At 62.9% G+C, this 25667-nt stretch carries 21 protein-coding genes and 1 pseudogene; 14 read left to right on the plus strand and 8 right to left on the minus strand.

Annotation, left to right across the window (positions count from 1 at the left end; all coding sequences use genetic code 11):
* Window positions 1-308: 308 nt before the first annotated feature.
* Both FGD77_RS16840 and FGD77_RS16845 read left to right on the plus strand, forming a co-directional pair.
* On the plus strand, window positions 309-1478 hold the full coding sequence (locus tag FGD77_RS16840; protein ID WP_255011365.1) for an efflux RND transporter periplasmic adaptor subunit: 1170 nt from the start codon (window positions 309-311) through the stop codon (window positions 1476-1478).
* Window positions 1475-4570 carry an efflux RND transporter permease subunit gene (locus tag FGD77_RS16845; protein ID WP_255011368.1) on the plus strand — a complete coding sequence of 1032 codons (3096 nt, stop codon included), beginning with the start codon at window positions 1475-1477 and terminating at the stop codon, window positions 4568-4570. Before FGD77_RS16840 ends, FGD77_RS16845 begins: the two co-directional genes overlap by 4 nt.
* Window positions 4571-4938: 368 nt before the next feature.
* On the opposite strand, the pseudogene FGD77_RS16850 reads toward FGD77_RS16845, so the two are convergent.
* Both FGD77_RS16850 and FGD77_RS16855 read right to left on the minus strand, forming a co-directional pair.
* A pseudogene (locus tag FGD77_RS16850) lies at window positions 4939-5872 on the minus strand (transposase).
* A 173-nt stretch (window positions 5873-6045) separates the two neighbouring features.
* Window positions 6046-6963: an MSMEG_1061 family FMN-dependent PPOX-type flavoprotein gene (locus tag FGD77_RS16855; protein WP_255011371.1), complete on the minus strand. Its 918-nt coding sequence runs from the start codon at window positions 6961-6963 to the stop codon at window positions 6046-6048.
* A 75-nt stretch (window positions 6964-7038) separates the two neighbouring features.
* Between FGD77_RS16855 and FGD77_RS16860 the strand changes: the two genes are divergently transcribed.
* The 4 genes from FGD77_RS16860 to FGD77_RS16875 all read left to right on the plus strand — a co-directional run bounded on the left by FGD77_RS16860 (window position 7039) and on the right by FGD77_RS16875 (window position 10334).
* On the plus strand, window positions 7039-7803 hold the full coding sequence (locus FGD77_RS16860) for a LamB/YcsF family protein (RefSeq protein ID WP_255011373.1): 765 nt from the start codon (window positions 7039-7041) through the stop codon (window positions 7801-7803).
* The gene (gene pxpB, locus FGD77_RS16865; protein WP_255011376.1) at window positions 7804-8526 is read left to right on the plus strand and encodes a 5-oxoprolinase subunit PxpB; all 723 of its coding nucleotides are present in this window, start codon (window positions 7804-7806) and stop codon (window positions 8524-8526) included.
* Entirely contained in the window at window positions 8523-9572 is a 1050-nt protein-coding gene (locus FGD77_RS16870) for a biotin-dependent carboxyltransferase family protein (protein ID WP_255011379.1), read from the plus strand. The genes pxpB and FGD77_RS16870 overlap by 4 nt, the downstream gene beginning before the upstream one ends.
* A gap of 108 nt (window positions 9573-9680) precedes the next feature.
* On the plus strand, window positions 9681-10334 hold the full coding sequence (locus tag FGD77_RS16875) for a GntR family transcriptional regulator (protein WP_255011382.1): 654 nt from the start codon (window positions 9681-9683) through the stop codon (window positions 10332-10334).
* 12 nt (window positions 10335-10346) lie between these two features.
* Here FGD77_RS16875 and FGD77_RS16880 read toward each other — a convergent pair whose 3' ends face one another.
* From FGD77_RS16880 to FGD77_RS16905, 6 genes are all read right to left on the minus strand, one after another.
* Window positions 10347-12032 carry a peptidase M14 gene (locus tag FGD77_RS16880; protein WP_255011384.1) on the minus strand — a complete coding sequence of 562 codons (1686 nt, stop codon included), beginning with the start codon at window positions 12030-12032 and terminating at the stop codon, window positions 10347-10349.
* Window positions 12029-12868, minus strand: a complete 840-nt coding sequence (locus tag FGD77_RS16885; RefSeq protein ID WP_255011387.1) for an ABC transporter permease — start codon at window positions 12866-12868, stop codon at window positions 12029-12031. Before FGD77_RS16885 ends, FGD77_RS16880 begins: the two co-directional genes overlap by 4 nt.
* A 4-nt stretch (window positions 12869-12872) precedes the next feature.
* The gene (locus tag FGD77_RS16890; protein ID WP_255011389.1) at window positions 12873-13796 is read right to left on the minus strand and encodes an ABC transporter permease; all 924 of its coding nucleotides are present in this window, start codon (window positions 13794-13796) and stop codon (window positions 12873-12875) included.
* A 75-nt stretch (window positions 13797-13871) separates the two neighbouring features.
* Window positions 13872-15395 (minus strand): ABC transporter substrate-binding protein, encoded by a 1524-nt coding sequence (locus tag FGD77_RS16895; RefSeq protein ID WP_255011390.1) that lies wholly within the window; start codon window positions 15393-15395, stop codon window positions 13872-13874.
* A 34-nt stretch (window positions 15396-15429) separates the two neighbouring features.
* On the minus strand, window positions 15430-17259 hold the full coding sequence (locus tag FGD77_RS16900) for an ABC transporter ATP-binding protein (protein WP_255011392.1): 1830 nt from the start codon (window positions 17257-17259) through the stop codon (window positions 15430-15432).
* Window positions 17260-17531: 272 nt separating this feature from the next.
* Window positions 17532-17990, minus strand: a complete 459-nt coding sequence (locus FGD77_RS16905) for a nucleoside deaminase (RefSeq protein ID WP_255011393.1) — start codon at window positions 17988-17990, stop codon at window positions 17532-17534.
* A 63-nt stretch (window positions 17991-18053) separates the two neighbouring features.
* On the opposite strand from FGD77_RS16905, the gene FGD77_RS16910 reads away from it, so the two are divergent.
* From FGD77_RS16910 to dtd, 8 genes are all read left to right on the plus strand, one after another.
* On the plus strand, window positions 18054-19145 hold the full coding sequence (locus tag FGD77_RS16910) for a pseudouridine synthase (RefSeq protein WP_255011394.1): 1092 nt from the start codon (window positions 18054-18056) through the stop codon (window positions 19143-19145).
* Window positions 19146-19293: 148 nt separating this feature from the next.
* Window positions 19294-19509 (plus strand): hypothetical protein, encoded by a 216-nt coding sequence (locus FGD77_RS16915; protein ID WP_255011395.1) that lies wholly within the window; start codon window positions 19294-19296, stop codon window positions 19507-19509.
* Window positions 19510-19514: 5 nt separating this feature from the next.
* On the plus strand, window positions 19515-20432 hold the full coding sequence (locus FGD77_RS16920; RefSeq protein ID WP_255011396.1) for a 5-bromo-4-chloroindolyl phosphate hydrolysis family protein: 918 nt from the start codon (window positions 19515-19517) through the stop codon (window positions 20430-20432).
* On the plus strand, window positions 20432-21628 hold the full coding sequence (locus FGD77_RS16925) for a toxic anion resistance protein (RefSeq protein WP_255011398.1): 1197 nt from the start codon (window positions 20432-20434) through the stop codon (window positions 21626-21628). Before FGD77_RS16920 ends, FGD77_RS16925 begins: the two co-directional genes overlap by 1 nt.
* A gap of 4 nt (window positions 21629-21632) precedes the next feature.
* Window positions 21633-22598, plus strand: coding sequence for a DUF2927 domain-containing protein (locus FGD77_RS16930; RefSeq protein WP_255011400.1), 966 nt, complete (start codon window positions 21633-21635; stop codon window positions 22596-22598).
* A gap of 191 nt (window positions 22599-22789) precedes the next feature.
* Entirely contained in the window at window positions 22790-23920 is a 1131-nt protein-coding gene (locus tag FGD77_RS16935; protein ID WP_255011403.1) for an SPFH domain-containing protein, read from the plus strand.
* A 73-nt stretch (window positions 23921-23993) separates the two neighbouring features.
* Window positions 23994-25112, plus strand: coding sequence for a primosomal protein N' (replication factor Y) - superfamily II helicase (locus FGD77_RS16940; protein ID WP_255014301.1), 1119 nt, complete (start codon window positions 23994-23996; stop codon window positions 25110-25112).
* A gap of 34 nt (window positions 25113-25146) precedes the next feature.
* Complete coding sequence (gene dtd / locus FGD77_RS16945; protein WP_255011406.1) at window positions 25147-25584, plus strand: D-aminoacyl-tRNA deacylase; 438 nt, start codon at window positions 25147-25149, stop codon at window positions 25582-25584.
* Window positions 25585-25667 lie beyond the last annotated feature (83 nt).

A 25667-nucleotide genomic window follows, 5' to 3' on the forward strand; every position in this document is an offset into this window, starting at 1 on the left:
TCGAAAGGCGTATCAAAACAACGCCACCGATTTTTTCCTGCGCCCAAACCGCCCCTGCCCATCGCCGTTCAGGACGTGCAGTGTTGGAACCCGAACCGCTCTCTGCCTGGTCCGCGCGGCCCGCGCCCTTGCATCGGGTCGGCGCCGGTGGTCTGAGGGACTTGCCGTGGTCGATCATCGAACCTTCAAGCGCCATCGGGCTGTTGAAAGGAATTGAACCTTCCTGGCAAAAATACAGAAATGACGTGTTATTCTACGCGGCGTGCTAAATGCTAAGATGTCGCCAAAACCAGACGGAAGCCTCAACAATGAAAGCGTTTCGCCAACTCGCCCTGTCGGTCGCGGTTCTCGCCGCAGGATTGTACGTGTGGATCGCATATGTCCCTGCGGCGCAGCCCGTGCTGGACCGGATTGGACTGCTCGATCTATTGGGGATCGAAGCGTCACAGACCCAAGGGGGCGACCAGGGAAACGGGTGGCCGGGCGGTGGCCTATCCCGCGTGATTACCGCAACGGTCGGCGAACAGGCGCTGGCGGATCGCATCAATGCCATCGGTGACGGGCGCGCGCTCCGCTCGGTCAATGTGCGGTCCAACGCCGTGGGGACGATCACCGATATGGCATTGCTCGCCGGGAGTTATGTGGACAAGGGCACTGTCATTGTCCGGCTCGAGGACGAGGCCGAGAAAATTGCACTGGAACAGGCACAGATCCAGTTGGTGAATGCCCGCACCGATGCCGACCGCGCCCGGCGGCTAGAGGCGACGGGCGCCGTAGCCGAGGTGCGTCTGCGGGAAGTCGAACTGGCGCTGCGTAGTGCCGAACTGGGTGTTCGCCAAGCCGAGTTTGACCTGTCCCAACGTCATATCGTGGCGCCCATTTCGGGCTGGATCGGGATCATCGACCTCGAAGAAGGCGACCGCGTCAATGCACAGGATCTATTGGTCAACATTTCGGACCGGTCGGACATCCTGATCGATTTTCGCGTGCCCGAGCGCGTGGTCGGCAAAATCGCGACGGGCCAACAGATAGAAGTGACCCCATTGGGTGGCCGCGATGCGGCCCTGATCGGAGAGATCAGCGCGATTGATGCCGTCGTGGACCGCGCCAGCCGAACCTTGCTGGTTCAGGGGCGCGTGCCGAATGAGGGCGATATGCTGCGCGCCGGGATGGCCTTTTCGGTCAGCATGTCCTTCCCCGGTGAAACGCTGCTGTCGATCCCCCCGCTGGCCGTGCAGTGGTCCAGCGACGGCCCGTTCGTCTGGGCGGTTCGCGATGGCAAGGTGGCGCAGGTGGCCGTGTCCATCGTACAGCGCGAGAGCGATGCAGTGCTTGTGACATCGGATGACCTTGAGGTGGGTGAAACGGTGGTCACCGAAGGCGTGCAGACACTGCGCGACGGCGCCGAGGTCAGCCTGACGTCCAATGACGAGGCCGTATCAGGCCTGAGCGCCACCACTCGGGAGGCCGCGCTGTGAGCACGCCGACCTCGCCAGGCACAGCGCTGTTCGTGCGGCGGCCGATCCTGGCCTTCGTGCTGAATGCGCTGATCATTCTGGCGGGTATTGCCGCGCTGTTCGGGGCGGAAATCCGCGAGTTGCCCAATGTGGACCGGCCAGTGGTCACGATCACCACCCGATTTGCAGGCGCGTCACCGGAATCGGTCGATCAGGAACTGACCGGACGGATCGAGGGCGCCGTGGGCCGGGTAACGGGCGTGCGCGGCATTTCATCAAATTCGCGCTTTGGGCGCAGCCGCGTCACGGTCGAATTCAACGACAACGTGGATATCGACGTGGCCGCGACTGACGTGCGCGATGCCGTGGCGCGGATCGTGAACGACCTGCCCGAGGATGCGGACCAGCCCGAGATCGTCAAGGCGGACGCCAATGCCCAGCCGGTGATGCGCATCGCCGTGACATCCCTCGCGCGCTCGCCGCAGGAACTGACCGCCATCGTGCAGGACCGCGTCGAAGACCGACTGATTTCCGTAGACGGTGTCGCCGATCTACAGGTTTACGGCGACCGCGAGCCGATCTTTCGGGTCGATATCAACCAACTGGAACTGGCCAGCCGCGGGCTGACAGTGGGCGACGTACAGCGCACGTTGTCCGATGTTGCCCTGGATACGCCCGCCGGCGATCTGGCCGGCAGCCGCCAGTCGATCAATGTGCGCACCACCGCAAACGTAGTGACCCCCGAGGCATTCGAGGCGCTGGAGATCAAACCCAACGTCAGGATCGGGGATATTGCCAAGGTTACGCTGGGCCCTGCCCCCGGCGAGACGATCCTGCGGGCCAATGGCCGTCAGGGGGTGGGCATGGGGGTCATCCGGCAGGCCACGTCGAACACGCTGGAAATCTCGGCAGGCGTCCACGCCGTCGTCGCCGAGCTGAACCGCACCCTGCCCGACGATGTCAGCGTCTTTGTCACCTCCGACGATGCGAGGTTCATCTCGGGCTCCATCGAAGAGGTGCTGAAAACGCTTGGCTTTGCCATCGCCATCGTGGTCGCCGTCATCTTCTTGTTCCTGCGCGACATCCGCGCGACACTGATCCCGGCGCTAACCTTGCCGGTGGCGCTGGTGGGCACGCTGGCGGCGATCTATCTGGTGGGGTTCTCGATCAATATCCTGACGCTGCTGGCGCTGGTGCTGGCGACGGGCATGGTGGTGGATGACGCCATCGTCGTGCTGGAGAACATCGTGCGCCAACGCGCCGCCGGCATGGGTCCGCGGGCGGCTGCGGTGAACGGAACGGCGCAGGTTTTCTTTGCCGTGGTCACGACGACAGCGACGCTGGCTGCCGTGTTCGTACCGCTGTCTTTCCTGCCCGGTCAGGCCGGCGGGCTGTTCCGGGAGTTCGGGTTCACGCTGGCGATTGCGGTGCTGTTGTCGTCGGTCGTGGCGCTCAGCCTGTGTCCGGTTCTGGCCAGCCGCCTGCTGACCAAACCGCCGCAGCAGGACGCGCGTGGCCCGATGATCTGGCTGGGCAACCGGCTGATGCGGCTCTACGAGGTCACGCTGCGCGGCGCGCTTGCCATGCCCTTCGTCATCGTTCTGATCGCCCTGTTCGTGGCGGTCACGGCGGCCATGATGGCGGCCAGCATCCGGCAGGAGCTGACCCCGGCCGAGGACCGCGCCGTCGCCCTGCTCAGCATCACGGCCCCGCAAGGCGTGTCGCTGGAATACACCCAATCCAAGATGCAGGAAATCGAGGACATGGTCGCGCCCATGCTGGAAAAGGACGAGATGACCCACATCTTTGCCTTCAGCGGCTTCAGCGCGGACAATCGCGGATTCATGGTGTTCACGCTGGCCAAGTGGGAGGACCGCGCCCGCACCCAGCAAGACATCGTGGCCGAGATGAACGACAAGCTGGGCGACATCATCGGCGTGCGGGCCTTTGCCATTCAGCCCAACTCGCTGGGCATCCGGGGCGCTGGCCGGGGACTGGCCTTTGCCATCACCGGTGACAGTTACAGTCAATTGTCGGACGTGGCCGAAAACATGGTGGACCGGCTGCGGCAGATCCCTGAAATGGGAAAGGTCCAGCTGGAATATGAACGCACCCAGCCGCAACTCTTCGTGCAGATCGACCGGGCGCTGGCCGCCGACCTGGGGATAGACATCACCGGGTTGGGGCAGGCATTGCAGGCCGTTCTGGACGGGCGCAAGGTTGCGTCGGTGTTCGTCGAGGACAAAAGCTTTGACGTGCAGATGCTGTCCACCACCGACCCGATCGACGATCCCGGCGATCTGGAGAACATCTTTGTCAAGGCAGGCAATGGTCAGATGGTCCCGATGGCCAGTTTCGTCACGCTCAAGGAACGCGCCGTCGCGCCCGAGCTGAACCGCGAGGGGCAGAACCGTTCGGTGGAACTGACCGCCGGCCTGACGCCGGATCTGTCGCTGGGTGACGCGCTGGCGCAGGTTCTGGAAATTGGCGACGACATTCTGGCCGACGAAAACCGCATCGTGCCACTGGCCGAGGCCGCAACGCTGGATCAGACCAATTCCGGCATTGTCGTGACCTTCGGCTTTGCGATCCTCATCGTGTTTCTGGTTCTGGCGGCCCAATTCGAAAGCTTCATTTCCGCCGTCGTGGTAATGGCAACCGTGCCGCTGGGTCTGGCCTGCGCGGTCTTTGCCCTGCTGATGACCGGGCAAAGCCTGAACGTCTACAGTCAGATCGGGTTGGTCATGCTGATCGGCATCATGGCCAAGAACGGGATCCTGATCGTCGAATTCGCCAACCAGCTGCGCGACAAGGGGGCGACTGTACATGATGCGATCCTTGACGCGTCGACGATCCGATTGCGCCCGGTGATGATGACGATGACCTCGACTGTGCTGGGCGGCGTGCCGCTGGTGCTGTCATCAGGCGCCGGCGCCGAGGCGCGCGAGGCCTTGGGCTGGGTGATCGTCGGCGGGCTGGGTTTGGCCACGCTCTCGACGCTCTATCTGACGCCGGTGGCGTATCTTCTGCTGGCCCGCTTCTCGACCCCCAAGGCAAGGGAGGAGGCGCGCCTGCAAGAAGAATTGCAGGCGGCACAGGCCCAGCACACGTGACCCGGCACGGATGAGAAAGTCCACGAGTGGTCGATTGACACGCGCGTGCCACTGACGTCGCAGACCCAATTGCGACCGCAATCTGGAGTGTGATGGATAACGACGCGCATAATGTACCTCCCCCGTCGGTCGGCTCTTCCGCCAAAAACGACGCGTTGCGAGCATCATGATATCTGGGTCATACGCTCTGGCCTCAATACAGCAAATACCATCGCCGGTGCCGCGTTGTGAGAGGTCACGTGACTTTGACCCTTGCGTCAGCAAACGGAGCCAATTTTACGAAAGCAGCAATGCCGCCGTTGGTGCGGATCGCAGCGGATGGTTCAAAAGAGTCCAAAGTGTCTGACCTGCCCCCAAGGCTCCCTCATTCATAACGAGAGTTTTCGGGTTTGGATTTCATACTCCTTGGCTTCGTTTTGGGCAAGCGCGTCGTGCGCAATGCCCTCAAATTGCTCAAGTGCCCGACGGGCTTCAACGGGTGTTTTGTTTCCAAATGATGAGTGCGGTCTGACGTGGTTATAATCGTATCGCCAGAGCGCCAGCTTTCGCCGGGCTTCATCGAGGCTGTCGAACAGTTCTTCATTCAACAGCTCATCCCGCAGGCTCCCGTTGCCCGGCAGGTGATTGCAAGCAATCACCGAGAGGGGGCGCTCGCCAGGACGCAAAGCCACCGGCATTAGTGTCCGCGATCCACGTGCCCGTTTGCGGCCTCGACGTCGCCGGACGCCCAGCTTTTCTTCAGTGTAGAGGCGGTACAGCTTCTTGTGATTCATGATCATTCCTTTGCGCTCCAACAGCACGCCGATCCGCCCCCTCTCGTGACATTTCTGCGCAATGCACTACCGGGCGGTGGATAGCCAAACCGACGGCGCGCAGCCGCAATTGCCTGCATCTCGTCGCGAACTTCAGGAGTGTCAGGCGGACGGTCACGCCGGACAGTTTTAGGCTCGACGCCAACAAGCATGCATGCCCGGCGTTGCGAGATATCATGATCCCGCATCGCTTTGAGCACTGCACTCCGCCGCTCGATTGGCGTCGTCAGTTCTTTCCCAGCAAATCCTTCAGCACAACGCTATCCAGCATGGTCTCGGCAACAAGGCGTTTGAGTTTAGCGTTTTCATCTTCCAGCGACTTTAGCCGATGCGCGTCTGACACCTCCATGCCGCCGTATTTGGCCTTCAGCTTGTAAAACGTCGCGGGGCTCAGGCCGTGCCTGCGGCAAACCTCAGCCGTAGGCATCCCCGCCTCCTGCTCCTTAATCATCACAATTATTTGCACCTCTGTGAAACGGCTTTTTCGCATCTGTTTGCTCCTTCGAAGGGCTGAGCAAATTCTACATCAAAGTGAGGGAAGTTTCGGGGGCACGTCATGTCGGATACCGCATGATGCACCGATGTCTGCATTTACAGCGAGTCGAAGTATTGTATTGCTGGCAGCTGAGCCATGTCTGTCTTTGAGTGATCTGGTTTCCCCGTCTAATATAGACGAGTGCCTTCGTCAGCAGTGTGGTCTTCTTGCACCTCGTCAAGCGTTTGCGTTCTATCGACTGTCGCAAGCACCCACTCTGCAAGCGTCGGTGCCGACTTCCGTTCAGGCCAGTGATCCGGATGCCACAAGCGAGAGCGGATGAAAGACTTGGAGCAGTGCATGAAGGCTTCTTCAACTTCGATCACGAGCGCAAGCAACGGCTCTTTCCCGTTGATCGCATGGCGCTTGCTGATTGCCGCATCCCGAACGACACGTGCCTTGCCCGCGATACGCAGGGTATCTCCATGGCCGGGCACGACGAACAAGAGTGCCACGTTGGGCTCTTCCAAGAGGTTCCGAAAGCCATCTACCCGATGATTGCCGGGCCTGTCCGGAATGATCAGTGTCTTATCGTCGTAGACCTCGACAAACCCCGCCGGGTCACCTTTGGGCGAAACGTCGATCAAACCCTCGGATGCCTTGGTCGCGATAATAACAAATGGCGAATGCGCGATGAATTTTCGTGCCACGTCATTCAAACGGTCACTCACCTTTAGGAAGGTGTTTGTGAAACCCTCGGTTGGCAAGAGCTCTCTAAGGCGTTCAATAGTCTCAATCTGTTCATCAATCTCTAGCACAATACGCTCCGGATAATTGCCAAAGACGAGCCTAAGGCAAGTGCAGTATTCCTCAAAGCCGCCATTCGTGACACGGTCGCCAACGCACACTTCGTCGCGCGACAGGTTGTGGAGCTTCACGTCCGCATCGCCGCGCTTGGCATAGCTGTCACCGAGGCCATAGGATATGGTCCGACCGGAAAGGGGAAGCTTTGCAATCATCAATTCACGCAACGGGGCCGGATCATTTCCACATATCGGTCCCTGAAGAAATCCATAATTATCCGACCAGCAGCCTTCAGTTTGCATGGCACGGTCTTTCCATCCCATCCGGCTGGGTATAGCCATCCAGTGCAAAGGCTATCGAATATCAAAGAGGCAGCAATGCGGGAAATCGATCTGAATGCCGATCTGGGGGAAAGCTGGGGCGCATGGACTATGGGCCACGACGGCGAGATGTTCGACATCATCACCTCGGCCAATATCGCCTGCGGGTTTCATGGCGGCGATCCTCTGGTGATGCACCGCACGCTAAGTCTGGCCAAGCAGAAGGGCGTCGGCGTGGGCGCGCATCCCGGCTATATGGATTTGTGGGGCTTTGGGCGCCGACGTTTTGTCGATGACGACCCCGACGAGATCGAGAAACTGCTGATCTACCAGATCGGCGCGATACAGGCGATGGCGCGCGCCGTTGGCGTGCCCGTCACGCATTTCAAGGCGCATGGCGCGCTGGCCAATGTGACCGCGGTTAACGCGGCGGTTGCCGATGCCACGGCGCGCGCCGTGCTGGCGACAGACCCAAACATGCTGTTTCTGGCGATGCCCGGCACCGAGCAGGAGCGCGCAGCCGAGCGCGCGGGCCTGCGCATTGCGCGCGAGGCGTTTGCCGACCGCGCCTATTGCGCAGATGGCACGCTGGCCCCGCGCAAACAGCCCGGCGCGGTGCTGGAGGATGCCGAAGAGGCCGCCGCGCGCATGGCGCGCATGGTGATCGACGGCAAGGTCGCCACGCTGGACGGGCCGGAGATCGCGCTGGAGTTCGACACGATCTGCGTGCATGGCGACAATCCCCATGCCGTCGCGATGGCCCGCGCCGTGCGCCGTGCGTTGACCGATGCGGGCGTGCGTCTGTGCCCGATGGCCGGCTGAATGGCACCCGGCGTTCGATATCTGCCTTCGGGCGACTGTGCGCTGACGGTCGAGTTCGGGCGCGGCGTTGATCGGCGGCTCAACATGCAGGTGATGGCGCTGGACGCCGCGCTCAAGGCGCGTGCGCTGGATGGCGTGACGGAAACCGTGCCGACCTTCCGCTCGCTCATCGTGCATTACGATCCTTCGGTGATCGATCACGCGCGACTTTGCCGGGAAATCGACGCGCTGGACATCGCCCCGTCGCAGGAAATGGATGTCGGCCGCCTCATTACCCTGCCCGTCGCCTATGGTGGCGCGCATGGTCCCGATCTGGGCGATGTCGCAGCGGCCGGCGGGCTAAGCGTGGACGAGGCAATCGCGCTGCATAGCGGGATCGCGCATTATGTCTACATGATCGGGTTCGCGCCGGGGCATCCCTATATGGGTGATTTGCCCGCAGAACTGACCTTGCCGCGCCGCAAGACGCCGCGCACACGGATCGCGCCGGGCACCGTGGCGATCGCGGTCGGGCAAACGGTGATCTACCCCTTTGCATCGCCGGGTGGTTGGCATGCTATCGGACGCACCCCCGTGGATCTGTTCGATATCGCCCGCGAGGTGCCTGCATTACTGCGCGCGGGCGACACGGTGCGACTGCGCCCCATAAGCCCGGGCGAATACGATGATCTGCTGGCCCGCCCCACGGTCGATCAAATCACCATTGAGGACCCTACCCGATGAGCGCGGCGCTGATCGTCCAGACCGCCGGGCCTTTTACCACGGTTCAGGATCTGGGGCGCGTGGGACATCAGGCTGCCGGTATCCCGGTGTCGGGCGCGCTGGACCCCGTATCATTGCGCATCGCCAATGCGCTGGTCGGCAATGAGGGCGGCGAGGCCGCGCTTGAAATCCGGCTGGCCGGGCCAGTGCTGAAGGTCAATGCGCCCCGCGTGCGCATTGCACTTTGCGGCACGTCGTCTCCGTTGCAGATACTGACGCCCGAGCCGCGCGAAGTGCCGCCCTGGCAATCCGTGACGCTGGAGCGCGACACGGTCTTTCGCGTGCCACCGCTGAAGGACAGCGTCACCGCCTATCTTGCCGTCGAGGGCGGGTTCGATCTTCTGCCGATATTGGGCAGCCGGTCGACCTGTCTTCGCGCGGGCTTTGGCGGGCTGGAGGGCCGCACGCTGGCCGACGGCGATGCGTTGCCTCTGGCCCTGGGCGAGGCGAGCGGGCGCGCTGATATGCGTCTTGGCCGACCTCCGACGCTGATGCCGTCCGCAACGATCCGCGTCGTGCTGGGCCCACAGGACGATTATTTTTCCAAGGCCGCAATCGCCACCCTGCTGGAGGCTGAATTTCGCGTCACGAACGAGGCCGACCGCATGGGCCTGCGCCTTGCCGGGCCGGTACTGGCGCATGAAAACGGGTACGACATCACCTCGGACGGCATCGCGACGGGCGCCATTCAGGTACCGGGCGACGGCCAGCCGATCATCCTGCTGGCCGATCACCAGACAACCGGGGGCTACCCCAAAATCGCGACGGTCATTTCCACCGATCTGCCCGCGTTGGGCCGTCTGGCCCCCGGCGCCCTGCTGCGTTTTGCTGCGGTTTCCGTGACGGATGCGCAGGCGATCCAGATCGCCAACCGGCGCGAGATTTCGGACATACTGGCCACGATCGCCCCACTCAGCATTGACCCGGCCAGCCTGTCAAGCCGCGCGCTATTGTCGGCAAACCTCATCAGCGGAGTCGTCAATGCCACAGATACGGGCGGCGATTGATCCACGCATGGACAGGCCGGAGGTAATCTGATTGGATGAAAGATGCTGGTTGTTCCACAAAACCTGCCGCCCTGTTCAATTCTCAGACTATAATCCGGTGCTGTGCCCATGTCCGAACCAGCCACATCACTGGCAACCAAGGTTGCAACAGCGCTTCGCGATCAGCTGACATTTGGTGAACTCGCGCCGGGGCAGCGGCTATCCGAGGCGACGCAGGCCGAAAAGATGGCCGTGTCGCGCAACACGCTGCGCGAGGCGTTTCGCATGATGACGCGCGACGGTCTGTTCGTCCACGAGGCCAATCGCGGCGTTTTCGTTGCCACCCCGTCGCTGGAGTCCATCATCGACATCTATCGCGTGCGGCGCAGTATTGAATGTCCGATCCTGCGTGCCGCCCATGCGCATCACCCGGCAGTGGCGCGCATGGGCGCAGCGGTCGAGGCCGCGCGCCTCTGCGAGGGCCAGGAGGATTGGCGCGGCGTGGGCAATGCCAACATGGATTTTCATTCTGCCATCGTAGATCTGGCCGACAGCCCGCGCCTGACCGCGTTCTACAGCAATCTGTCCGCCGAATTGCGGCTGGTCTTTGTGGCACTGGGCACCGCGCGCTGGTTGCACATGCCCTATATCCAGATGAACGGCGCCATCCTTGCAAAGCTCACAGAAGGCCGCCCCGCTGAGGCTGCCGCCCTGTTGGAGACCTATCTGTCGCAATCCGAGCGGGCCGTTCTGGCGGCGTTTGCCAAATCCAATCTGGCATGATGCCGACATCCCTCAGACGCTGGCCAGCCTCTGCCAGGCTGCGCGCGCGGCCAGAACTGTCTGCATCTGCGCGCCGTGCCCGGCGATGAACGGTGCGCCATAAAGTGTCTCATCGGGGTATTCGGTGATCAGCGTCAGCGGTACCGAATGGCGGTCATCCTCGTGGATATAGCAGGGAAAGCCGTTGACCATCTCAAACCCGGTCTCGCCCGCATGTACGCGGTAAAGGTTGATCTGGCGCGCATTGAACGCAGGCAACCCCGGCACCTGCATCAGGTCGCACGTGACCTCTTGGATTAACTGGCGGGCAATATCGCCCCAGCCCGGCAAATAGCGCATGACAAGGAAAAACCCCTTGGGCAGCGTCCACATGTCAAAGCCGCGCGGGATATAGCCGGTCATCGGGCGCGTCCACTCATGGGCGGGGTATCCGTGCAGGTTGATATGCAGCTGCGCGCCTGACAGGCGCTCGGCCTCGTGCCGGATTGCCTTTTCATAAAGGGCGCCGGACGCAGCGCGATATTCCAGATCATCGCCCAGTGCGGTGTAGCGCGCGGCATGCAGCATATGGCGCGGCGTCAGGTCTGTCAGCCGTCCGTGCAGCGCATAGCCATCCGGGTTTTCCATCGGAGAAATGACAAAGGCCGCGCCCTCCGCAGCCAGCCGGTGCGCCGCGCGCAGCGCCCCGACGACCGGCGTCGTTTCATTGGCATGCTGACCGGCGGATATCATCACCGGCTTGCCCGTGCCGGTCCGGAAATGCGCCAGCACCTCGCGGCCTGCGCGGCTGATCGCACGCAAGGGCTGACCGCCGATTTCCGCCAGCTCGGCCCGGATCTGGGCGATGGACAGCGCAGCCCCGGCCCGTTCCAAATCCTGCATATCGCCGCCCCGGTCGGCGGTGTGATAGGCGCGCAGACTGACGCTGATTTCAGGTGCTTCCCCCTGCTGTACCTCAGGCACGATCTGCCCCGGTTGCAGATGCCGGTCCCCGATCGGGCGCCCGGAATGGCGCTGGAAAAATTCGAGACACGAGAAATAAAGATCTTCGTGCAGCGCCTCGACAAGGCTGAGCACCTCGTCGTCATACCCCAGATCGAGGTCGCGTGCAGGCACGGTGGCTGTGATGTTCAGCTCTTCGAAAAACGGCTCGTCCCTGCCCCAATCCTGCGCGGTAATCGCGGCCATCGCGCCGTGAAACATCTGCTCGTAATCCGTCTCAAGCCGCCGTGCGCCCCCGGCATCCACCAGCCAGCCGGTGGGCGACAGGGTCTGCGCGCCGACGTGATCAGTGTGGACGCGGTTGGGCGCCAGAACCTCGTGCTGCTCGGTCCCGTCAGGATAGGTTAGCGTGACGGCATAGCTGGCGGTCTCCCTGCCCGGCGCGAAACTGATCTCCGCATCCGGGTAGAGCGCGGCCAGTGGATATGTCTCCAGCAGGAAGCGGTTGGAAACGGCGGCGGCGTGGCAGGGCCAGACGACATGCGCAACCGTAAACCCGGGGCGGGCCTCCTCAAGAAAGAAATGCAGCAGGGGCTTGTAGGCACTGCGAATGCGCGCGGGAATTCCCTTGGCGGCCAGTTGTTCTTCGGCGGCACAGCGCGCGGCGCGATCGTCGAAGGTCCATGCATCGAACGGGCCGGTCGCCCCGGCGATCAGCGTGTTCAATGTGCGCGCGGGCGCGAAGTGGTAGTTCACTTGCCGGTTCTCCCCGTCGGGTCCAGCGTATCGCGCAGCCAGTCACCCAGCAGGTTCAGGCCCAGCACGGTCAGAAGAATTGCGACGCCGGGAAAGACGCTGACCCACCATGCGGTTTGCAGATAGGTGCGCCCGTCGGCCAGCATACCGCCCCAACTGGGAATGGTCGGATCGACGCCAAGACCCAGAAAGGTCAGGCTGCTTTCCAGCAGGATATTATTGGCCACGTTCAGCGTCATCAGCACCACGACCGGCCCCATCAGATTGGGCAAAAGGTGACTGAGGATGATATTACGGTTCTTGACCCCCATGGCGCGCGCGGCCAGCACGAATTCGCGGTCGCGCAGCGCCATCACCTGCGCACGCACGAGGCGGGCGTATTGCACCCACTGCGATACGATCAGCAGGATGATGGTGTTGGTCAGGCTGCCGCCGATAATGGCGATGATGGTGATGGCCAGCAGGATAAAGGGCAGCGCCAGTTGCACATCGGCAAAACGCATGACGATCACATCCCAAAAGCCCCGGTAATAGCCAGCGATCAGCCCCATCAGCACGCCGATCAGCACCGAGCCAAGAACCGACAGGAACCCGACCTCAAGCGAGATCCAGCCGCCGACGAAAATCCGCGCCATCACATCGCGGCCCAGCGGATCTGTGCCCAGCAGATGGTCAGGCCGCTCGAACGGTGGGACCAGCCGCGCAGTCAGATCAATCGCGCCGACATCGGGAAACAGCCATTTTGACAGCAGAACGCCGATCACGATGAACGCGGTCAACCCCGCCCCGAGGATGAATTCAAGCGACCAGTAGCGCGATTGGAAAAAGGCAGTCATGGGCTCACTCCGTCCGGATACGCGGGTCGATCAGCCCATAGGCGATGTCGACGATCAGGTTCACCAGCACGATCAGGGTGGACAGGATCATGATGACCGATTGCAGCACCGGATAGTCGCGCGCGCTGACCGCATCAAAGGCCAAACTGCCCATGCCGGGCCAGTTGAACACCTTTTCCACCACCACGATACCGCCCAGAAGGCCGCCGAATTGCAGGCCCAGAAAGGTTATCAGCGGGATCGCGCTGTTGCGCAGGGCGTGTTTGTACAGAACGCTGCGCTCGGACAGGCCCTTGGCGCGGGCGACCATGATGTATTGCGATTGCATGACTTCCAGCATCGAGGTGCGCACCAGCCGCACGTTCGTCGCCGTCAGGATCACGCCCATCGTCATCGCCGGCATGACCAGCGTGGCCCAGCCCGTCATACCACTGGGCGGCAACAGGTGCAGCGTGATCGAGAACAGCAGGACCAGCATCGTCGCCAGCCAGAAATTCGGAAAGGACAGGCCCACCAGAGACAGGATGCGGATCAGCTGATCCTCCCATTTTCCGCGGCGGATGGCGGCCCTGATACCCAATGGGACCGAGATGAGGATCGACACCACCAGCGACGAAAAGGCCAGCAGCAATGTTGCCGGTAGCGCCCCGGCGATCAGCGTCGACACTTCGGTCCCGCCAAGGAAACTGCGGCCGAAATCCCATGTGAAAAGGCCCGACAGAGTGGCGAGGTATTGGGTGATGAACGGCTCGTTCAGGCCCAGCCCTTCGCGGATACGCTCCAGATCGGCCTCGGTGATGTCGGTCGCGCCCTGCGCAATCATCAGCGCGGGATCGCCTGTCATGCGTACCGCGACGGACACGATCAGCGTGACGACGATCACGACGAAAATGGCCTGTGCCAAACGTTTTATCAGGAAACCGGCCATGGGTCCGCCTCTCTGGGGCTTTGGGAAAAGGGCTGCGGGCGGCGCATTATTGTCGCCGCCCGCAGCATCTGTGGCTTACTCGACCGAAACCTTGTCCAGACGCAGGCGGTTGTCGGGTGCCGGCTCGAAATTCTGGACGCGCTTGTTGATCGCGTAGATGGCGTTCATGTTGTAAAGCGGCATCTCCAGCGCGCGATCGGCGGCATAGGCGGCGATCTGCTGCAACACCTTCTCGCGCTCGGCGCGGTCGGTCATCGGGCGCTGCGTTTCCAGCATCGCATCCAGATCGGCGTCGCTGTCGTAGGGGTTCCACTTCTGACCGGTGTGATACATCGCATAGGCGGTATTGTCATAGTCGAAGGTCCAGCCACCCCAGCTTTGCTGGAACATCTCGCCGGTCTTGCCCTGCGGGATGATATCGTTCAGCAGAACGTTCGTCTCATAGGGTTTGATCGTGGCGTTGACGCCCGCCATGCTCAGATACGCCGCGACTGCCTGCGCCACTTCGTTAAAGGTGGCATCGTTGCCGCGCGTGTTGATTTCGACCGAAGCGCCCTGCGCGACGCCTGCCTCCTTCAGCATCGCCTTGGCCTTTTCCAGGTCATAGGGCAACGGCTCCATTGTTGCGTCATAGCCAAAGGAGCGCCCACCCTGAAACGATGCGATCACCGAGGCTTGGCCGGCCAGAATTGTCTCGACAATGGCGTTGCGGTCCACCGCCATGATCAGCGCCTTGCGCACGTTTTCGTCGGCGGTAATGCCGCTGCCGGTGTCGAAGCGCAGCGCCGTCACCGTCGGCCCCGCGGTCGAGATTATTTCAAGGTTTTGATCCGCGTCAATCGTCGGGATCATGCCGACGGGCACCGACGGGGGGATGACAACGTCGACACCGCCGGATTGCAATTCAGCCAAGGCCGTCGACGGTTCGGAGATGAAGCGATAATCGACCTCCGACAGGTTCGGTGCGCCGCCCCAATAGTCGGCGTTCGCGGCCAGCGATGCGCCCACCTTGGGGGTGTAGGAGGTCATCTTGAACGGGCCGGTGCCGACGGGGTTGTTGTTGAACCCGGCATCGCCGACCTCGGCGATGTACTGGGGCGGCACGATCATCGCGCCATATCCGGCCAGCTTGGTCAGTAGAACCGGATCCGCCTGCGTCAGGTGGAAATCGACGGTCGTCTCGTCGATCACCTCGACCTCTTTGATCGAGGTGTAGTTGGCCTGCTGCGGGCCTTTGGCGCCCTCGTCGCCCAACAGTCGTTCAAATGTGAACTTCACGGCGTCCGCATTGAAGGGCTCGCCATTGTGGAATGTCACGCCTTCGCGCAGGGTAAAGCGGATGCGCGTGCCGTCATCCAGCGTCTCCCACGACGTGGCCAGCGCCGGGACCAGCTCCATGTCGGGGCCGCGATAGGTGAGACCTTCGAACACGTTGGTGGCCAGCGACGCCCAGTTGATCAGAAAGGTATCGATGGGGTCCCAGCTGCCGGGGTCCTGCGGAGAGGACACGGTGATCTTGCCTTCGGCCATGGCGGGTGCGGCAAGGCCGGTCGCGGCCAGCGCGACGGCCATCGCGGTTGCTGTCAGGGTCTTTTTCATTCCTGTTTCTCCTCCGGTGATTGAATTTGTCGCATCAGTGGCGGGCCACGAAATGGCCCTTGGCGATCTCGTCATAGGTAACGGGTGCGGGGCGGTCATCCACCCGGCGCGTGGTCGAGGGCAGTTCGCCCTCCAGCAACGTGCGTGCGCGCTTGGCGGTCGGATCGGGGTTCGGCACCGCCGACAGCAGGCGCTGGGTGTAGGGATGCGCCGTTTGCTCGAAAATCTGCCTGCGGCTGCCCAGTTCGACGATCTGGCCCAGATACAGCACGGCAACCCGGTGACTGACCTTTTCGACCACCGCCATGTCATGGCTGACAAAAAGAAAAGCGATGCCTTCGTCCTTTTGCAGGTCCATGAAAAGGTTGATCACCTGCGCCTGAATCGACACGTCGAGCGCCGACAGCACCTCGTCCGCGATAATCAGGCGGGGCCTGCCGGCCAATGCGCGGGCGATGCAGATTCGCTGCCGCTGACCGCCCGAGAACTGATGGGGGTAACGCTCGGCCACGCTGGCGGGCATGCCGACACGCTCCAGCAACTCGCCCACGCGCTGGCGCGTTTCACGGTCACTGCCCAGCAGAGCATGGGTGCGGATCGGCTCGGCCACGGACCAGCCGATGGTCTGGCGCGGGTTGAGCGAGGCAAAAGGATCCTGAAAGATATACTGGATCTCGCGACGCAGTTTTTGCCTGTCAGACAGGCTCATCGCGGCCATGTCGCGCCCCTCGAACGTGATCGCACCACTGGTCGGATCGACCAGTTGCATGACGGTGCGCGCGATGGTCGACTTGCCCGATCCGCTTTCTCCGACCAGTGAAATCGTCTCGCCGGGATAGACATCGAATGTCGCGCCGGTCACGGCCGGAATGTAATGCGTGGTGCGCCCGTACCACGTCTTTTTGATGTCAAAACTGACGGACATGTCCCGCACCGACAAAAGCGGATCGCCGCCCGTCTGCGCCGTGTCCTGTAGGCGCGTCTCGCCCACCAATTGCGGCTTGCCGTCCACTAGCACTGTCAGCGGTGTCTTGCTGGGGAAATCCTGCCCCTTGGTCGAGCCCAGCTTGGGCACGGCGGACAGCAGGCTGCGGGTATAGGGGTGCTGGGGGTGCGCGAAAATACGCTCGACCGGCCCCTCCTCGACCTTCTCGCCCTTCCACATGACGACCACATCGTCGGCGATCTCCGCCACCACCCCCATATCGTGGGTGATAAAGATCATCGACATGCCCATCTCGGCCTGCAAATCGCGCAGAATGTCGAGGATCTGCGCCTGGATCGTCACGTCCAGCGCCGTCGTCGGTTCGTCCGCGATCAGCAGCTTGGGGCGGCAGGCAACCGCAATCGCGATCATCACCCGCTGGCGCATCCCGCCCGACAGCTGGTGCGGGTAGCGCTTCAGCATTGCATCCGCGTCTGGCAGACGCACGAGGCTGAGCAGTTTCGCAGCCTCGCGCAGCGCCGCCTCGCGCGAAAGACCGTTATGCAGCATCAGGACCTCGGCGATCTGTTCGCCCACCGTGAAAACCGGATTGAGCGACGTCATCGGCTCCTGAAAGATCATGGCGATGTCTTTGCCGCGGATCTTGCGGGCGGCGTCCTGAGTCAGGCCCAGCAGATCGGTTTCGCCATCGCCCGTATCCAGCATGATGCGGCCTGCATCAAACTGCGCACCGGCCAGATCAGCCAACCGCATGATCGACAGCGACGTCACGCTTTTGCCTGAACCGCTCTCGCCAACCACGGCCACCGTGCGCCCCATGGGCACAGCAAAACTCAGACCCTCGATCACACGCGCATTGCCGAATGAGACCGACAGCCCCTCAACCGACAAAATCTGCTGTAACGATAGATCTTTCATAGCGCCCTCTATGCTGCAGCGATCACGATCACTGTTCGTGCAAGCCACGCGTCTGGACAGCTGTTATCCCAACTTGGCACCTGCCCCAATCAATCGGAAAACAGAAATGGATGTCAATAGGAGGTGAGTGGTTTAATCCTACACAGGGTATAATATTGTTGAACAAAATGGAGTGGGGTTTCTGAAGCGATCCTGCTTTTTCGGACAGGCTTGCGGCCCAGCCAAGATGCATCTGGGTTAAGATTTATGCCGCTTGAGTCATATGCACTGATTCAAAGTAAGCGCCGCCGCGCGGAAAAAAATGCCCTCAGAACCTCTTCGCAGGCGGCGGCAGCTATGCCGTCATAGACCTCTGGAACGTGATGCGATTGGCTGTGCGTAAAGACACGGGCGCCGTGCAGGACTCCGCCGGATTTGGGATCGGACGCACCGAAATACACCGCCTTGAGCCGCGCGGCGGCAATGGCGGCGGCACACATCGCGCAGGGCTCCAACGTGACATAGAGCGTGTGGCCCGCCAACCTCTCGGACCCGGCTGCGGCGCAGGCGGCGCGGATCGCCAGAACCTCGGCATGGGCTGTCGGATCGCATAGCTCGCGGGTGCGGTTACCGGCCTGCGCCACGATCCGGCCCGATCCATCAAGCAGCACGGCGCCCACCGGCACCTCGCCGCGGGCGGCGGCGGCGCGGGCCTCGGCAAGGGCGGCGTCCATGTGGCTGGTAAAGCGCATACGCCTTTCCTGCCCGGCGATAGACGCTTTCGCAAGGCCCGCGTTTGAGCTATGCCCTGCGACATGAGCAAAGAGTCCCCCACCCCCGGTACCACCCCTCCCCCCGGAGAGCGTATCGCCAAGGTCATCGCCCGCGCCGGCATCGCCAGCCGCCGCGAGGCCGAGCGCCTGATCGAAACGGGCCGCGTCACCGTCAACGGCGTCGTCATCGACCGCGCCGCGCTGAACGTCACACCCCAGGACCGCGTCACCGTCAACGGCAAGCCGCTGGGCACGCCCGAGCCTGCGCGCCTGTGGCTGTATCACAAGCCCTCGGGCCTCGTGACCACCAACAGCGACGAGAAGGGCCGCGTCACGATATTCGACGAATTGCCGGACGACCTGCCCCGCGTGATGACAGTCGGGCGGCTGGATATCACCTCCGAAGGACTGTTGCTGCTGACCAATGACGGCGACATCAAGCGCAAGCTGGAACTGCCCAGCACCGGCTGGCTGCGCAAGTACCGCGCGCGGGTCAACGGACGGCCAACCGATGCCACCTTCGCGCCGCTGCGCGCAGGGTTGGTTCTGGACGGTGAGCGATTTCAGCCCATGGCCGTTTCGCTGGATCGCCAGCAAGGGGCGAACGCCTGGGTCACGGTCGCCATCCGCGAGGGCCGAAACCGCGAGGTGCGCCGCGCGATGGAGGCGGTCGGGCTGACGGTCAACCGCCTGATCCGCGTCAGCTATGGTCCCTTCCAACTGGGCGATCTGAAACCGGGCGGCGTGGAAGAAATCCGTGCACGCGTGCTGCGCGACCAATTGGGTCTGGAAGGCCCCGAGGAGGCCGAGCCGACCCTGAAACCGAAACCCCGCAGCAAGGGCGCACCGCATCGCAAGGCGTCCCTGGCAGGCAAACCCGGCCCGGCGCAACCGGAGACAGGCAAGCCAAGTGGTAAGTCTGGGGGCCGGTCCGGGGCCAAACCGGGGCACATGGCGGGCAAGCCGGGCGACCAGCCACGGCACAAGCCCAGCGCCAAGCCCGGCTTCAAAGGCGGCGGAAAACCTGATTCTAAAACTGGCGGCAAACCCTTTGCTAAACCCGCCCCCAAATCCGGCCCCGGGGGTGACAGGACCACGCGCCCCACAGTTCAGCGCCGCCGCAGAACGCCTTGAATTCGGATCCAAGCTGCGCGCAATGCGTCTAGAAAACGAACCGCAGGCGCGCTTGAGGGAGAAACCGGCACGGTTCCCTCTGGTAACGGCGGGGCGCATCCCCTATTTTTCAATGTGTGCAGCATATGCAGAGGAGCGTTGGGGATAGATGGCACGTCTGCTACTGCTTATATGTCTGATCTGCGTGCTTCTGGCACTGGTCGGTCTGGCGGTATCGGCGCTGACGCGCGCGGCGCAGGACAGCAAGGCACTGGCCCAGGGCATGATCGCGCCGGATAAAGGGGTAACGATGGAACGCATAAGCTATACTGCGCTGATCCTTTTGATGCTGGGCGTCACCAGCGGCCTTCTCGGGGGACTCTGATCGGCATGGCGCAACGTTTTGGTGGTAAATTCAGCCCCGATGAGGGCAACGGTGCGGGCACCCCGGTGAAGGGCGCGCCGCCCTCGCGCCAGCGCATTGATCCCGTTGGTGCGCGCGCGAATCTGATGTTCGCGCCCGCCGCCATCGTGCTGTTCACGTCCCTCGCCTCGGGGGCTGCCGGCCTTGCGCTGGGTGCTGCGTCGGCCGCGGTGCTGGCGCTGTCGGCCTGGCTGCTGCGCCACGGGCTGCGGGCCGAGGCCGCCTATGCAGACCGCAAGGTCGCGCGCCGCCCCGGCATTCCGCGCAAACTGTTTTCTTCCGTGCTGGCGGGGATCGGCATCTCGCTCGCGTCCTACTCCGGCGATAGCGGACTCATCGCCGCGCTGCTGTATGGTGTTGTCACGACCGGGCTGCATGTGCTGTCCTTCGGGCTGGACCCGATGCGCGACAAGGGGATGGAGGGCATCGATACCTTCCAGCAGGATCGCGCCCAGCGCACGGTCGCGCAGGCCGAGGGCCTTCTGGCGCAGATGGCGGACGCCGTCCGACGCGCCGGGGATCGCCGCGCCGATGCCCGGGTAGAGCGGTTTCAGAACACTGTGCGGGACATGCTGCGCACGATCGAGGACGATCCGCGCGATCTGACCTCGGCGCGGCGCTACACCGGCGTTTACCTGATGGGCGCGCGCGATGCGACGATCAAGTTCGCCGACATCTATGCGCGGTCCCGCGACGACCGCGCGCGCAGCGACTACATGGCGCTGCTTGACGATCTGGAGGCAAATTTCGCCGCCAAGACACAAAAACTGTTGCAGGACGACCAAGGCGATCTGGAGATCGAGATCTCCGTGCTACGCGACCGGCTGGAGCGCGAAGGCGTTCCCCTGCCCCAAACATCATCCCCCACCCGAGAGGACCGATAATGCCCGAATCCGTGCGCCAACAGGCCCAAGCCAGCCTTGCCGAAGTCACCGAAGTCAGCCAGCATATCCTGCCCATGCCGCAGGAGGCGAACGCGATCGTGCCGCTCAAGGACGCGGATAAACCGGCCAGCGCCGAAATTCAGCGCCGCATGGCCGAAATCGACATCGGCGACACGCAGTCCATCGTCTCCTTCGGGTCCGGCGCACAGGCGGAACTACAAGAAATCTCGCAATCCATGCTGCAAGGCGTACGCAACAAGGATGTCGGCCCGGCCGGCGATTCCCTGCGCGGGATCGTCACCACCATTCGCGGATTTTCCGTGTCCGAACTGGACGTGCGCCGCGAGCGGTCATGGTGGGAAAGGCTGCTGGGCCGCGCCGCCCCCTTCGCCAAATTCACCGCCCGTTTCGAAGAGGTGCAAGGCCAGATCGACAAGGTGACGGACGATCTGCTGCGCCACGAGCATGTGCTGCTGAAAGACATCAAATCGCTCGACATGCTCTATGATCGCACGCTGACGTTCTATGATGAACTGGCGCTTTATATCGCGGCGGGCGAAGAAAAAATCCGCCTGCTTGATGAAAATGACATCCCGGCCAAGGAGGCCGAGGTGCAAAAGGCCGCGCAAAACGATCAGGTAATGACCGCCCAGGAGCTGCGCGACCTGCGCGCCGCCCGCGACGATCTGGAGCGCCGTGTGCATGACCTGAAACTGACGCGGCAGGTGACGATGCAATCGCTGCCATCCATTCGCCTCGTGCAGGAAAACGACAAGTCGCTGGTGACGAAAATAAACTCGACACTCGTCAATACCGTCCCCTTGTGGGAAACGCAGCTGGCGCAGGCCGTCACCATCCAGCGCAGCGCCGAGGCAGCCGAGGCCGTGCGCGGCGCCAATGATCTGACCAATGAATTGCTGACCGCCAACGCCTCCAACCTGCGCCAGAGCAACAAGGTGATCCGTCAGGAAATGGAGCGCGGCGTGTTCGACATCGAGGCCGTCAAGAAGGCAAACGCCGATCTGATCGGCACCATTCAGGAAAGCCTGCAGATCGCGGACGAGGGCAAGGCCCGCCGCGCCGCTGCCGAAGAGGATCTGAAAAAGATGGAAACCGAACTGCGTGACACGCTGGCCTCGGCCAAGGCGCGCAAAACCGGCCTTGGCGATACAGTCGCCAACGCTGCAAAGGTCTAAGGCGATGGGCGCGGGCGGCATCCTGAGGATAGCGGCAGGCACAGCCCTGCTTGCGGCGCTCGCCGCCTGCACGGACATGCCCGCGCCCGATGCGCAGGCGCCTCAGGCGCAGCCCTCCGCCATGCGCCCTCCTGCGCCCAAGGCACCGGTCGCCGCGTCCGAACGTAGCCGTGCGCTGGCGGGCCACTACGCGCGCGTCGAGGCCGGCCTGCTGCGTCAGGGACTGCTTCGCACCGATGGCGGCGGGCCGGACGCGCCCTATACCGACACCGCCATCCTGCGCAATTTCGAACGGATTGCCTTTCATGATGAATACGCGCGCGATCGCGGGCTGGCCCAGTCGGACGGGCGCCCCGGTGGGCTGCGTAAATGGACCGGACCGGTGCGCATGTCGGTCGAATTCGGCGCCTCGGTGCCGCTGGACCAGCGCGAGATCGACCGCGGTATGGTGACAGGCTATGTCGCCCGTCTGGCGCGCGTGACCGGCCACTCGATCAGCGTGGGCGCCACGGCGGACGCAAATTTCAATGTGCTGTTCATGGGCGAGGATGACCGCGCAGAGACCGTCGCACGCATCCGCCAACTGGTGCCCAACATCAACCAATCGTCGATAAATCTGTTCCAGACGTTGCCGCGCTCGATCCACTGCCTGGTCGTGGCGTTTTCCAGCAATAATCAGGATCACACCTACCGCCGCGCCATCGCCCTGATCCGTACCGAGCATCCCAGCCTGTTGCGCAAATCCTGCGTGCACGAGGAACTGGCCCAAGGGCTGGGACTGGCCAATGACAGCCCCCACGCGCGCCCCTCGATCTTTAACGACGACGACGAATTTGCGCTGCTGACCACCCATGACGAAGAATTGCTGCGTCTGCTTTACTCCCCCCGCCTGAAACCGGGGATGAGCTATGACGAGGCGCGCCCGATCCTGGTCCAACTGATTGCAGAGCAGCGGGGCGGGTCCAGTTAAGAAGGTAGGATGCCGTGAGAGGTCTTGAAAATAAGTCGGTTTCAAACAGGGGTAACTTTGTGATCGGCAATTTGCGGCGACCTAGCACTCTTGTCTCTGATGGTATCGCACCGCACCTTCCTTAAGCAGCGGCAATTTCGACAGGCATGCAGAACATCAAGCGTTATTCAAACTAGCTGAGGACGAGTAAAATGGGCATTTTCGATTTCTTGACCGGCGAATTCATCGACGTCATCCACTGGACGGACGACACCCGCGATACGATGGTCTGGCGTTTCGAGCGTGAGGGCCACGAAATCAAGTACGGCGCCAAGCTGACCGTGCGTGAAGGTCAGGCCGCCGTCTTTGTCCACGAGGGGCAGCTGGCCGATGTGTTCACCCCCGGCCTCTATATGCTCGAAACGAACAACATGCCGGTGATGACGACGCTTCAGCACTGGGATCACGGATTCAAAAGCCCGTTCAAGTCGGAAATCTATTACGTCTCGACCACCCGTTTCAACAATCTGAAATGGGGCACCAAGAACCCGATCATGCTGCGCGACCCCGAATTCGGCCCGACGCGCATCCGCGCCTTCGGCACCTATACCGTACGCGTGACCGATCCGGCCCGCTTTTTGCAGGAAATCGTCGGCACCGACGGCGAATTCACCATGGACGAGATCAGCTATCAGATCCGCAACATCATCGTGCAGGAATTCAGCCGCGCAATCGCGGCCTCGGGCATTCCGGTGCTCGATATGGCCGCCAACACGGCCGATCTGGGCAAACTGGTGGCAGGCGCGATCAGCCAGACGGTCGCCGGATACGGCCTGACCATCCCCGAACTGTATATCGAGAACATTTCGCTGCCCCCTGCGGTGGAAAAGGCACTGGACAAGCGCACGTCGATGGGCCTCGCCGGTGACTTGGGCGCCTATACGAAATACTCCGCCGCCGAAGCAATGACAGAGGCCGCCGGCAACCCGTCGGGCGGCGGCATGGGTGCAGGCCTTGGCATGGGGATGGGCATGGCGATGGCACAGCAGATGGCAGGCCAGCAATCGGGCCAATCTGGCCCTTGGGGCGCGCGCCCGGCGCAGGCACCGCAAACCCCGCCGCCACCGCCCCAGCCCGAGCATGTCTGGCACATCGCCGAAAACGGCGAGACGCGCGGCCCCTATTCGCGCGCCGCGATGGGACGCATGGCAAGTTCGGGCGATCTGACTCGCCAGACTCAGGTCTGGACCGCCGGGCAGGACGGCTGGATGCGTGCAGGCGACGTGACCGAACTGGCCCAGCTTTTCACCGTCATGCCCCCACCCCCGCCGCCACCGGCCTGACTGCGGCGCATGTCACGCGCCCGCCATTCATCGTTCCCAAAATACTCAAATCACACCGGCCCGCCACATGCCCATGCCCTCTCCTGATGACGCGAAACCACCGGCGCAGCATAATTACCCATGCGACGCTTGTGGTGCCGAGATGCGCTTTGCGCCGGGCGGCGGTGCGCTGATCTGCGATCATTGCGGAAACCGGCAGGAAATCCCAGGCGCCGGACCATGGAATAGCTCCCTGAAAGAGCTGGACCTCGCCGCCGCCCTCGCCGCCCAATTGCCGACCGAGGAGACCGAGCAGCGCGCGCAGCTGAAATGCCCCAGCTGCGGCGCCGAAGTGGTGCTGGAGGGCGAGGCCCACGCGGGCACCTGCCCGTTCTGCGCAACCCCGATGATCACCGGCACCGGGGATGCGCGCCGCTACAAACCGCGCGGCGTGCTGCCCTTTGCGCTGGACGAACGGACCGCCCGATCCGCAATGACCGACTGGCTGGGGCAGCTGTGGTTTGCCCCATCGGGCCTCAAGGATTACGCCCGCAAGGGGCGCAAACTTCAGGGTGTTTATGTCCCCTACTGGACCTATGACGCCGCCACCCGATCGGCCTATCGCGGCGAGCGCGGCACGGTTTATTACGAGACGCGGACCGTCATGCGCGATGGAAAACGTCAGACGGTGCGGGTGGCCAAGGTGCGCTGGCGTCCAGTATCGGGCCGCGTCGCGCGCGCCTTTGACGACATCCTCGTGCTGGCCTCGCACGCCTTGCCCAAACGCTATACCGACGCGTTGGAGCCGTGGGATCTGTCGGCGCTTCAGCCCTACAGCCCCGCATTTCTGGCCGGTTTCGCCGCCGAAGCCTATACCGTCCCGCTAGAGGACGGCTATGCCGAGGCACGCGCGCATATGGACGCGGTCATCGCCCGCGACGTGCGCTTTGATATCGGCGGTGACCAGCAGCGCATCCATGCCGTCGACACCGATATCAGCGATGCGTCGTTCAAGCACATCCTGTTGCCGGTCTGGATGGCCGCCTACAAATATCGCGGCCGCAGCTTCCGTTTTGTCGTCAACGGACGTACCGGGCGCGTGCAGGGCGAGCGGCCATGGTCAGCGTGGAAGATTGCCTTTGCCATCATCCTGGGCCTACTGCTGGCCGGCGCCGTCGGCTTTGCCTATGCGGTGCAGCAGGGCGCGGTCTGATCGCCCCTCCCGCCCCCGACCAAGGAGACTGACCATGCGCGCCCTCATTCAACGCGTCACAGAGGCCCGCGTCACGGTAGATGGCGAGATCATCGGCCAGACCGGGCCGGGCCTGCTGGTCCTCGTTTGCGCCATGCTGGGCGACGATCCGGCCAAGGCTGACCTGCTGGCGGCCAAGATCGCCAAGCTGCGGATTTTTCAGGATCCAGTCGGCAAGATGAACCTCAGCCTGCGCGATACCGGCGGCAGCGCGCTGGTGGTCAGCCAGTTCACGCTGGCCGCCGACACGCGCAGCGGCAACAGGCCGGGCTTCTCGTCCGCCGCGTCGCCAGATGAGGGCCGCAGCCTGTATGAGCATTTCACCGGCGCCCTGCGCCATCAGGGTGTGGCGTGCGAAACCGGGCTTTTTGGCGCCTCCATGCAGGTGTCATTGGTCAATGACGGCCCGGTCACGATCTGGCTGGACGTCTGAACCGCGCAAGATCTCGGGACATGCCCTGGCCGCCCGCATCCTCCGCCCTGACCACAATTCATCGCGCCTACCACACAGGTCTT

This window comes from Roseovarius sp. M141 (genome assembly GCF_024355225.1).
Taxonomy (GTDB): domain Bacteria; phylum Pseudomonadota; class Alphaproteobacteria; order Rhodobacterales; family Rhodobacteraceae; genus Roseovarius.